Here is a 12,435-nt window from a genome sequence, read left to right on the forward strand (position 1 = left end):
AGACAAGTTTTGTGTAAGTTACACATCAATTATTTGTGTAAAGGAATAGCATAAGAAAAACGTTAATTACCTTATTTACGGATGACCGATTTATTGATTAGACAAAAACTGTCTGATAAAATGTCAATCTTCGTCTATAAGAAAATCGAACTAAAAATACAAAAAATCGGTCATTCTCTTCTTAAACGTTCTCGTTATAGAAGAAAATGATCCGATTTAACTTAGCGATGTTCCTTTTTGTATTGACTAATTGTCATTTTTACATACCTTTGAAACAGACGATTTAAATTTCGCTCTGAATATCCTATTGCCTCTGCTATTTCACTGACACGAGTATCAGATTCAATGCATATACTTTTTGCTTTTTCAACTTTTCGTCTTAAAACAAAATCTCTGAAATTAATTCCCACTTCTTTTTTAAATAATCGACTTAAATAAGAAGGAGTTAAATTTACCATATCAGCGCACTGTGAAAGCGTTATATCTTCAGAAATATTTTCATTTATATATTGACATACTTGTTTAACGGATAGTGTACCTGGTGAAAATTCAGTATCATCATTTAATCGTTGGTATAAAGGAAATAATTGCTCTTTAAACCATTGGTTTATTTCACCAATAGTATGAAGGGATTTTAACTCCCCAAACAAATCTGCGTCAAAAATATCCATCACACTGTTCCCTTTCTTTTCCAGAGATAATATGATGGAAGATAATAAGAGATGAAAACATTGATAAATACTATTGTATGACTCAAATGAAGCAGTTGCTTTCATAAATTCATCCAGAGTTTGCTCGGCTTGATCGATATCTCCCACCTTTAGGGAATCAAGAATCCTAGTTTCAAATTCTCTTGGGTAAAAAAACATCCCTTGTTTCTTTGAGAATTCTAGATCATCAATAAATAGAATCGAGTCAATATTTTTATAAAGACGATACTTAAGTGCTTCTAAAGCTTCTTTATAAGAATGTGAGACTTCAATGACACCCTTATATACATTTCCAACGCCAATAGAAGTATTTATAGATAAATATTTTCGTATTACATTGCGCAATTGTGCAGCGGTTTGATGTAGTTTTTCCTTTATTTCATCAAGGATCAAGTCTTCATCAAAATGAAAAATAGCAACCAGGTTATTGTCTGCATTATTGAGATCGATACCGTCATAACATTGTTCATTATCTATTAATTCCATTAAGATATTTCGAACAGCATAAAGGAGAATCGGTTTATCTCGATCTTCAATTCTCATTTTATCTTCATAACTACCTAAATCAATCACCATCGCTACATATTGTTTTTTTACAGGAATGTTATATTGCTTACACTGCCTATAAAACTGATTGTTAATAGTCAAATTCCCATCTAGGATTTGCTGAAAAAACCATTCTTTTAAAGTAGGTTCCATTTGCTCTTGATAATTTCTAAGTTTTTGTTTTTCTTTATTTAGATTGCTCAGACTATCTCTAATAATATTTATTTCATTTTTTTGGTCGTTCATTACATTTTCTTCGTTCAATGATTTAGTATAATTCAATAATTGCTTAATAGGAGAGTAAGCACGGCGTGTTGTATAAAAGGTTAATAAGATACCTACTCCTAAAAAAAATAATACAGATGACAATACCATCCACCTGAAAAATTGGGTTAATTCAGTAATGGATGATTTCTGAACCATAGATAGATAGGTTCGCTCAAACCTAGGCACTCTCTCATAAACATATAACGTTTCATTGCCATTTTTATTATCTGCATAGAACGTGCCCTGATTAGATTCACTTTCTTTTATCTTATTTAAAACACTCTCCGTGTAAAGATGTTTCTCACCATCATTTTGGTCAAAAAGCATATTGTCTTTAGAATCTAACACTAATGACGTTATGTGCTCCTGGCTTGGAAAGTAGTCTTGAAATAGTTTCTTTTTCACCTGGATAACTAGCAATCCTTGTGAGGATGTAGTGTGCAAAACAGGTAGTTTGCGAAAAAAAGAGATATATCCTTCGTTATCCGCAACAGGTAAATACTTCCAACCAACTTCAAGTTGTTCTTCCATCACCTTTTTTACATCCTTACTATATTTAAACGATCCTCCTTTAATGAAACCGTATTCATTAGAGAGAGCAAAATTATATTCTGTATTATAATAATAAATCTCATCAATAAAACTATTTTCTGTTTTCTTCACCTTAAATTTTTCAAGAATTTCTAGATGGTCCATTATCCGATTATTAAATTGGCTTATGGTGAAGGAATCATGGATAAGTGGATCTGTAGCTATTTGATGCGATTCTAATTCTATTTCTTCCATTAATCGTTCCACCCGTTCTTTAAAGAGGACTAATGAGGATTGTGTGTCATTATTTATGTCCTCTGTTAATGAATTATTGAAAACATAATAATAAACACCACCAATTAAAATAATGGGGATACACGCTGATAGACAACCAATCCAAATCAAATGATAATAATAGCTTTTGTGGTTTCTATTTTGGTTGGTTTTTAATAGGGGGATTTTTCTTAACCAATTAACCATATATATCACCACTTTTTAATATAATACGTGAATCGTTTTACAATAGTATTCTTTATTCCATCCTAAAATTCCTTTTTTTAATAGAGGATTTGAACTTTTGAAAGAGCCCTTTCATTCTGTTAGAGTGAAAGGGCTAATATGTTTAAACTTTAACTATTCTCAAATGCTTCATATGCTTCATTGAACTCTTGGAATGCCTTCTTAATTTCCTCTTTATTTCGCAAATTGTGAATATACTCTTCAAATTCTTCCATAGAAATATCACCTACAATAGCTTCTACAACTCTACTCTCCCATTCATTTTGATACCTTGGCCATGCGTCTACCCAAGTATCAGAATGTAAAAAAGAAAATATATTTACTTTCCCCACTTCACTATAATGTTCAGTATCAGCAAGGACTTGTTCATTGTACTCTTGTGGTGCATTTTTATCAAAACTCTTCCACCAGTCATTATAAGTTAAAGGTACAGGTTGTTGAGCAGATGTCCCGATTTGAACGGCAAGTTCTTCATTCATCACTTTATATCCATTTTCATCTTCTTCATGATGCACTCCTTCTTCACCGAAAAAGATAAATTCAAAAAACTCTTCAGTATTCGTAAATTCAAAGTAATCTAGTATCTGTTTTACTTTTTCTTCTGATAACTCTTTAGATAGCATAAATGCACCATATACGCCAGACTCAAGCTGAATAGCAGGTCCTGCTGGTCCTTCAAGTTCTACAATGGTGACTTCCGCTTCGGGTTCTGTTTTCTTAATGGACTCTTCAAACATCCATGCTCTCCAGATATTCCGAATATAAGCTCCTGCTCGACCTGATTCAAATAACTCTTGTGTTTGAGTCTGACTCATCGTAGCAAATTCATCAGGCAGTGCATCGCGTTCATATAAATCTCTAAAATATTCTACCGTATCAATATAACCATCACTCAAATTCACATGAATTAGTCCACCGTCATCATCATAGGACGGATCTAAAGCCCCAAATCCTGCCAAAAAGGCGTTATGAATCCCTGTTCCTCCATAAGAATGTACGTGTCCCAAGGTATCATCTTTACCGTTTCCATCTGGGTCTTCTTTAACCATTGCTTCTAGTGTATCTGCAAATTCATCTAAAGTAGTTGGTTCTTCAAGTCCTAGATTATCTAACCAATCTTTACGAATTTTTATACCTTGATCGACACTTGGTCTATTTCGCGGAATACCATATGTTTCACCATCTAAGTTTACAACTTTCCATGCATTAGGACTTGCATTTTCTTTTAAATTTGGATAATCACTAAAGTCACCCAGAAATTGACCAACTTCCCAAAAGGCACCATTATTAATAGCTTTAATTAAGTTAGGTGAATTAACATTTGGTGCCCATAATACATCTGGCAAGTCACCAGAAGATAATACTAGCTCAAATTTAGTATCAAAGTCACCGGATGGTACCCATTCTATATCTAATTTAGTATTCGTTTTTTCTTGAAAAGCTGTCCAAAACTCATTATTCATATCTGGAACTTCTTCAAACAATGGTAAAATCATACTTATTTCCAATGGTTCTTCACTACCTGATCCATTATCCGATTCATTATCTGTAGTGTCTTCACTTGATGAATCTGAAGAAGTCTCCGAATCATCACTACACCCTACTAATAACCCAAATGCTAACAATACCATTAAAAACTGCTTTATTAATGAGTTTTTCATTTTCACCCTCCTAATAATATGGAATAACTTATCAAATAAATCCTTGTAAACTAGTTAATTTAAGCTAAAGTGCGACTTTCATCAGTGGGAGTTTTACGGACGATTAGCAACGTAATAACATTAATCTTTCAGATCGTTTTCCCAAGCCTTTAAATCTAACAGACCAAGTCCCATACCAAAACCCGCTTCACTCGTGTAGGTGTTCACCATAAAAGCTAACCATTCGCCATTTGGACTCACATTAGAATTACTGGCTCTCCATGGTACATGGTTAATCATTCCGGTCATACGGATACGTTCTCCAGAACCATCCAGCTTTAACTTCCATAGATCAATAGGTGGATAAAAATTATCATAATCACATGATGACTCTAAACATATATATTCACCATCTGGAAAGATCCCTTCCGGTTCATTATGTGTAAGTGGTTCGTCAATATAAGTGCGAACTTTTCCAGTTTCAACCTCTACCCCTTTGACCACACACTTCCAATTATCGGGTGTTTTCCAGGGACTACCCACATATTCTGCCATAATTACTTCTGAATCATTAAAGCGGAAGTCTTGAGGTTCAGGAGCTCTTCCACGCTCATTCTCATAAATTAATTTTTCTGGACCTAATATCGGTCCATCTTCGCTATAGATAATCTCTGTAACAAAGCACTTATAATCTCTTCTACTACCAATATTAGGGTCATTGCCTCCATGAACAGAATACGTAATTTTATTATCAATAGTAGATACACCACAACCTTCTGATATTCTTCTTCCCAAAGGCTTCGGTGGATTCCTTGCATCTTTATCCATAATCCACAGTTCTGACTCTATATGGCGACTTACTTCTCTATCTTTAAACTGTTTTGGACCGATTAAAATGTAATCACCATTTGGAAGATAAAGTACTCGTAAAAAAGAATGATAATCTCCTAGATTCTTAGTTAAATTACGTACTTTTCTAGTTTCTACATCAATTTCACAAATATCACCATAATTTTTATCAATGAAAGCAATTCGTTTCCCATCTGGTGACCAATATGGACGCTCACCATATTCTAATAATTTTTCATGAAACTTAGGTGGATCGTTTAACACATGAGCCCCTTCAAATGGTTTATTGTCCACTTGATGAATAGTCACATTCTTCTCCCCTTTGCATAAATATATTAACTATTCCTGCTTATCCTTTAACTGAACCTAACATCACCCCTTTGGCAAAGTATTTTTGCAGGAATGGATAAACAACTAATATTGGTAGTATCGCTAACACAATGGATGCCATTCTAATTGTTTCTTGTGGCAGAGCTGCTTGATCTCCTGTAGCTCCAGCTTGACCAATTGCGTTTGATCCAGAATCAATAACTAAAGTTTTAATCAAAACTTGCAATGTCCACATCGATGAGTCGGTAAGATAAATCAAGGCATTAAAGTAGGTGTTCCAATGAGCAACTGCGAAAAACAAAGTAAATGTAGCAATAGCAGGCTTTGATAACGGAATAATAATTCTTAAAAACACTCCAATATCGTTACAACCATCTATTCTTGCAGCCTCTTCCAACTCATAGGGAAGAGCTTCAATAAAACTTTTAATAATAATGAGGCTCCAAGCATTCGTTAGAGCAACTAATATTAATGACCAGTGATTATTAATTAGTCCAAGCCCTTGTACTAACAAATAATTAGGAACAATACCTGGGTTAAAGACTAATGTGAAAACGACGGCATAAAGAATAATAGTACGGCCTGGTAACGATTTTCTCGACAATCCATATGCCATTGTAAAGGTAACAACTATATTAAGTATGGTTCCCACGATAGTGATGTAAATCGTATTCTTTAAAGCACTCAAAAAACTATTAGTAGACAAAAGATACATATACGCATCCAACGAAAATTTCTCAGGGATAATATTAAATGTAAATGGTACATACACATCAGGATCAGTTAGGGACACACTTACAACATATATAAAAGGAGCCAAGCACATAAGTGAGATTAGAGTAACTAATGAATAATTAATATAGTCACCTAACGATAATCGTTTCTGTGGTATGAAACTCATAATATAAACCTCCTCGAATAAAAATAACGCACTGGCTAAAAGTGAAATAGCTTATTTATATTTGTACGTTGTATACACTAAGCTACTTTGTTACATGATACCTTCGCCTCCAAACCTTTTAGACAGCCAGTTGGCTCCTAGAACCATACTTAAACCAACAATCCCTTTAAACATCCCAACAGCTACACCTATACTTGTATCACCTCTAAGTATCCCTTGCATATAAGCATAAGTGTCAAATACGTCCCCAACATTCATTACCAACGGATTCAACATGAGTAGAATTTGTTCAAAACCAACATCCATCATATTCCCTAAACGCAAGATTAATAAGATAATAATGACATGTCTAATAGCTGGTAATGTTATATGCCATATTTGACGTAAACGATTCGCCCCGTCTACCACAGCCGCTTCATAAAGACTAGGGTTAACACCTGCGATCGCTGCTAAAAAGATAATGGTACCCCAACCAGCATCCTTCCATATATTTTGGAGAGTAATAATAATCCAAAATAACTTATCATTAGAAAGAAATGCGATTGTTTCACCAGTAAGGTTATTTAAAATCTTATTGAACGCCCCTATATCAGTCGATAACATAAAGAAAGTTAAGCCTGCTACAACCACCCAAGATAAAAAGTGAGGTAGGTACACAATGGACTGATTAAGACGTTTAAATGTACTATGTCGAATTTCGTTAAGCATCAAGGCCAAAAGAATTGGTACAGGAAAAAAAAGAATTAAACTCATAAAATTAATTACTAATGTATTACGTAATAAAATATAAAAATAATCGTAAGTAAAGAGATCTTTGAAGTGCTCGAAGCCTACCCACTCACTTCCAAAAATGCCTGCATAGGGATTGTAATCTTGAAATGCTATCGTCAGTCCCCACATAGGGGCATAACGAAAAATGATGAAGTACAAAATACCTGGTAACATTAATAGATAAAAATATCTGTGTAAATAGATTCTGTGCCAAAACATTTGTAACTTCGAACTACTTCTTTTCTTTTGCAACTTCCCCACTTCAGTTGATGACAATTTTGACACCCCTTTGCTTTAGTTTAACTGTGTTACGCGGTAATCAGCTTTATTTAACCATTTTTCATTCACTTCCACTCCCCAACCCAGTCCTTTGGGAATATCTACTTTTCCACCTTTGACCTCTAATGCGGGGTAGAATAAATCATTTGTCCATGGTGTATCCTCGATGCTAAACTCCAGATATGGCCCTGCATTCTCTATCGAAGCCAAAACATGCAGGGTAAAAAGAGTAACCATAGATAAGTTAGCAGCGTGTGGGGTGCAAGGTATTCCAGCATTTGACGCCATATCTGCTACACGTAGAGTCCTGGAAACGCCACCGATATAACAAATATCCGGTTGAGCAATATCCATAACTCCCATATCTATCATTCGCTTCCAGTGATCTAAGCAATTATCCTGTTCACCAGCAGCAATTGGGACTTTTAATTCTTGCTTCACCTGTGCAGTCCATTCGATTTTGGGATAGGGACAAGGTTCTTCAAAATGACCAACATGATAGGTTTCCAACATTTTACCGACTTCAATGGCTTTCTCAGGTGTATACCCACTGTTAGCATCAACTAATAGCGTGGCATTTTCTCCAATAGATCGTCGGACAGTTGGTACAATTTTTTCAGTTCGACCTGGCCATTTATCAATATCGTAACCAAAGTTGTTAGCAATCCTTATCTTAAAAGCGTTATATCCATTAGTTTTCATTAATTGTCTTAACCTATATGATTCATCTTCAGGTGTGATATCTCGTCTCATACTGGAACCATAAGCATTAATGGGTTTATCACTTCCACCCAATAATTCATAAACAGCTTTACCTTCGAGTTTGCCCTTTAAATCCCATAAAGCTGTATCAATTCCACCTACAGCTCTACAAACATAGGATCCGGGGAATTTATGTTCCGCTTCGATACAATGATCGACGATTCCATCAATATCTAATGGGTCAGAACCTAATACATGCGGTGCAATTTGTTGATGGAGTACCATCGCAGTTATATTTGCGTGATAAGGTGCAACTTGACCTATTCCTTCTTCACCTGAATCTGTTCTAATACGTACCATACAAATTTCCTTAGTTGAAAACGTCTCAATACTTTGTACTTTCATATCGGTACTCCCTTCAACTTATATCTTTGTAAACGCTTACCGCTAATTTCATTTTGCTTCTATATCGTAAAGCATTCAATAGACATGTTTTGCTTTTATTCTGATATATCGGCTATAACAAAAAGTGTCTTAAAAGATATCCCACTGAATATGAAGTTCCCTGGGGCGGTTTCATTATAAAAGGATGTATATACAATTTCTGGATGTCAATAACTGTCCTTAGCTCACTAATTTGTTTTTTAAAGAGGAAACAAGAAGATATTATTAACTCTGACAATTCCTGTCTTCCTCTCAAATAATGTTATTGGCGAATTAGAAAGTAAGGTTGGTTACTCAGATTTTCATTAAATCCTGGGTAAAACTTTTTGTCCTCATTTTCGTCTTCTATTTCAAAAAAATACACTAATGGATATGGACTATTGGTATAAGATGCTGGAATCTCTGCCAATAGCTCATCCTTCTCATGGTACATCTGTACAGATTGGTACTTTTCCGCTTGATTGACCTGACGGTACTTTAATGTAACCTTATAGGTATCAGATTGACCAGATAATTTAATGGAGAGTGGAACTCGTTCACCCTTAGAAAATACTTCTGGTTTTACATGTTGAATAGTAGGTAACGGAACTTTAGGAACATTCTTTAGCCATTCTTTAGATCTGCTTATTAGTTCACCTGAAGCTTTTTCTCTGGCAAAATTAGTTTGAGCTTCCATTTTTAAAATGTCCTCATTAATTTCTGGAAGTCTATCAGACCAATGGCCACGCATGTATGGTACATAGCCGAACGTAATATCAGATGTATAAACAGCTTCGGTGGCGCTCACTATTCTCTCCCAAGCCTTTTTTGCAACTCGATAATAAGATAGAGCATTTTCTAATAATTGCCCATCTCCAACTTTTTCGTAAAAAGCGTATGCGGTTCCAGCCCTAAATTTATTTGCAAAAAATAAACCTAATCCAATTTGAGTTTCTACATCAACTGCCCATCTACGGAATGTTGGATGGGATTTATCGATACTACGATTGACATGTTGCAAATGTTTTTCTGCTGATAAAGCTAATTGTTCTAATATATTTGCTGTTTCCAATGGAGATATTTTCCCACTTTTGCGATTTTGCATCATATCATCAGCATATTCATCTACCCGATAAAACAAAGCAGGGTCTAGCGGGCTTGCTACATTAAACGTATGAGGTTCTCGACCATCACAATGATTAGCTGGCTTATGCTCTTGGTCAACAATCATAATATTCGCATATATTTCTGGCCAATAATGATTATTTGCTACTGAAGGAGCATGTGCGACTGTAACTAGAGGCAATATTCTACTGGCATATTTCAGGGCATTTTCACAAGACTCTGTAGCTGATGAAAATTCACTTTTTAAGTAACGGCGCCATACTTCTGGATCTGTATCTGGGTTATATAATAAGCGCCCCCACAAACGATAAGTATACATATACTTTTTCCAATCATGTAATCCGAACCTTAATTCAGGGTCAACTATAGGATCTCTTCCAGAATCTGTCTCACTCGTTTTTCTAGATTTGAAAGAAAGCGGTTCCATTACTTCTATCCCTTTAGCTCCACCAAAACTACCAGCCCGGCTATATCCCGCTGCCATCTCCGGATCTCCCCATAACAGAACTCGCTGTGTTCCTGGCCAAATGCGATATAACATATCATAGTTACGATCTTCTTTTAGAAAATCAGCATACCCATAGCGAGTAAACCTTCTAGAAGTAGTAGTAATAATCATTTTTCCAGCCTCAGGATTTGGTTCCACAGGTAATTCTGTTTCTCTTATCGCAGCTTGATGATACGGAAGCCCCATATGTTCCGCCCAAAATTTTGGAGAGATCATAAATGGTACACCGTTATCTTCAGCAATTTTTAATAAATCATCGTCAATTCCTTTCGGATGCAAATCAAGTTTTACTGACCGTCCACATAAAGACACGCCTTTTAGGACGATTTCCCAAAATAAATGGGCCGGTTCTGGAATACCGCTTTCATAATGAACTCTAATTGTAACTCCATCAATTTCTGGACAATCTTGTAATAAAGTTTTTAATGCATCCCGACAATACAATGCATGATTTTCTTTATCAAGACCTTTTATTTTGTACCTTATGTTAGGACTATCTTCTGGTTCATAGGCATGAGTCCATAAACCTACCTGAAAGTCCATTCCTCGCCTTTTGGTTTCCTGCCCAATAAATCGTAGCATTTCTAAATTTTTTTCTCTTTCATCTTGAGAAAGTCCTTCCACACTAACATCATAATCGGAGACGGAAACAAGGAATGGATAAGCAAAACAGAAATAAAAATCTTTTATATCTGGATCATGACCAATATCATATCCCATACCTAAAGCAAGGCTAAATCTGTTAAAACGATGGAGAGCCAATTCCGTCAAATATTCTCGCCAAAAATCTTTATTATAAAACCACAATTTATCCGTTTTTTCATTAGCAAATAATCGCTTGATACTTCTGATAGAATTAGTTGGATATTCTGTTTTATTGTTAATTGCCAATAAATCTGCCAAAGGATCTGCAGAAGTTTGCACAATATCAGCCAGCTCGAGTAAAGCGTAAACTAATCCGCGACTATCTGTAGCGGTAACCGAAAGTATTTGTAGATTATCTTTTGATACCTTCTCAATTACAAAGGATTCTGCCTGGCTTGGTTCTTTACTATGATCGTGACTATTTTTTTCTTCGATAAACACCGTTATGTCATTGTCCGTGTCCTCGGTAATTTTTTCAACGGTTTCCACTCTACACCATTTCTCTTCTAGTGCCTTAATAAAATAATCCAACGCCCATTCCGTAGAATCAGGTTCTGCATTTTTGCTAATACCTTGTGGCACAATTGTGATTTTCTTTCCAATATTATTTTTCAAATGACTTCCTCCTCGTATCAAAAATTAGATAGCATTCATATATTCATTGGTTTAAAGATTTAGATTCTGATCCATCCTCCTTAATTGTATGAATACTGCACTACTTATTAAATTATTTCAAATGCTTTCTTGTTTCTATTTTTCCTTACTATAACACCGCATTCAACTGACAGCTTTTGTTATATCATAAGAAATGAAAGGATATCAAAACTTGTCTTTTAACCAGTACATATGCATTGACTTCAGTGTTGCGGAAGTCAATTTTTAACACCAAAAATGCCATGTGCATAAAATCGCACATGGCATTATATATAGATTTAATTCAATTCTGTCTAATTTAATGTATTTGCCTGTTTTTTATCTACTTTCCTAAATACTTGAACGGATAGCAACATTAAAAGGTGCGCTAAAAGGCTAGCTGTAAAAAAAGGAATTAATCCTGGAATATTATATAAAATTACATATAGCATAACTACACCAATCAGCATAGCAATAGTAATATGAGGATAGGCTATTCCTAATAACAATGCATATTTAATATAGGATGGATTTTTTAATTTATAATGTACATATACAGGAAAAATATAAAATATTACAATTAAAAATAAAATACTACAAACAATAATTCCATATCGTAATAATGACCACCAAACGCCATCATCAGGCAAAATAGCTAAATCAATATATAACACATAACCTATTCCAAATAGAACAATACCTAATAAATTAGATTTAATAAAATCTTGACGAAAAGTATTCCAAAACATGTTAAATACAGCAACAGCATCTTCCCCCATTATCCATTTCCGCATAATGGTAAAGAGTGCCACAGTGGCAGGCATAAATCCTAATAGCACACCACCAATTAGGGTAAATAGAATCCATAGCAAATTGACATATGCAAGCTTATAGATCCAGTGACTGATTCGATAAAAAACACCTATTAATCCACTAAATTCCACATTCTATCCCCCTCAGTCATTAATAATATAGACAGCTGTATGTACTGACATTTTATAGTATTCTGAATTTTTTTACAATTTAAAATTATAAAAACATGAACTGTAATCAGGT

8 protein-coding genes are annotated in these 12,435 nt (G+C 34.7%); all 8 read right to left on the reverse strand.

Annotated features, from left to right (window positions below; all coding sequences use genetic code 11):
- Positions 1–221: 221 nt before the first annotated feature.
- The 8 genes from ACTWP4_RS02505 to ACTWP4_RS02540 all read right to left on the reverse strand — a co-directional run bounded on the left by ACTWP4_RS02505 (position 222) and on the right by ACTWP4_RS02540 (position 12,323).
- Positions 222–2,309, reverse strand: coding sequence for a helix-turn-helix domain-containing protein (locus ACTWP4_RS02505; RefSeq protein WP_443127174.1), 2,088 nt, complete (start codon positions 2,307–2,309; stop codon positions 222–224).
- Between the two features lie 374 nt (positions 2,310–2,683).
- Positions 2,684–4,234, reverse strand: a complete 1,551-nt coding sequence (locus ACTWP4_RS02510; protein ID WP_443127175.1) for an extracellular solute-binding protein — start codon at positions 4,232–4,234, stop codon at positions 2,684–2,686.
- A 120-nt stretch (positions 4,235–4,354) separates the two neighbouring features.
- Positions 4,355–5,371 carry a TolB family protein gene (locus tag ACTWP4_RS02515; protein WP_443127176.1) on the reverse strand — a complete coding sequence of 339 codons (1,017 nt, stop codon included), beginning with the start codon at positions 5,369–5,371 and terminating at the stop codon, positions 4,355–4,357.
- Between the two features lie 40 nt (positions 5,372–5,411).
- A complete protein-coding gene (locus ACTWP4_RS02520; RefSeq protein ID WP_443127177.1) occupies positions 5,412–6,293 on the reverse strand; it encodes a carbohydrate ABC transporter permease in 882 nt (293 codons plus the stop codon).
- Between the two features lie 90 nt (positions 6,294–6,383).
- A complete protein-coding gene (locus ACTWP4_RS02525; RefSeq protein ID WP_443127362.1) occupies positions 6,384–7,283 on the reverse strand; it encodes an ABC transporter permease in 900 nt (299 codons plus the stop codon).
- A gap of 75 nt (positions 7,284–7,358) precedes the next feature.
- Positions 7,359–8,450, reverse strand: a complete 1,092-nt coding sequence (locus ACTWP4_RS02530) for a mandelate racemase/muconate lactonizing enzyme family protein (protein WP_443127178.1) — start codon at positions 8,448–8,450, stop codon at positions 7,359–7,361.
- 301 nt (positions 8,451–8,751) lie between these two features.
- The gene (locus ACTWP4_RS02535) at positions 8,752–11,361 is read right to left on the reverse strand and encodes a hypothetical protein (protein ID WP_443127179.1); all 2,610 of its coding nucleotides are present in this window, start codon (positions 11,359–11,361) and stop codon (positions 8,752–8,754) included.
- A gap of 332 nt (positions 11,362–11,693) precedes the next feature.
- Complete coding sequence (locus tag ACTWP4_RS02540) at positions 11,694–12,323, reverse strand: YesL family protein (protein ID WP_443127180.1); 630 nt, start codon at positions 12,321–12,323, stop codon at positions 11,694–11,696.
- Positions 12,324–12,435: the final 112 nt, after the last annotated feature.

This window comes from Gracilibacillus sp. D59, assembly GCF_052246695.1.
GTDB lineage: Bacteria > Bacillota > Bacilli > Bacillales > Amphibacillaceae > Gracilibacillus.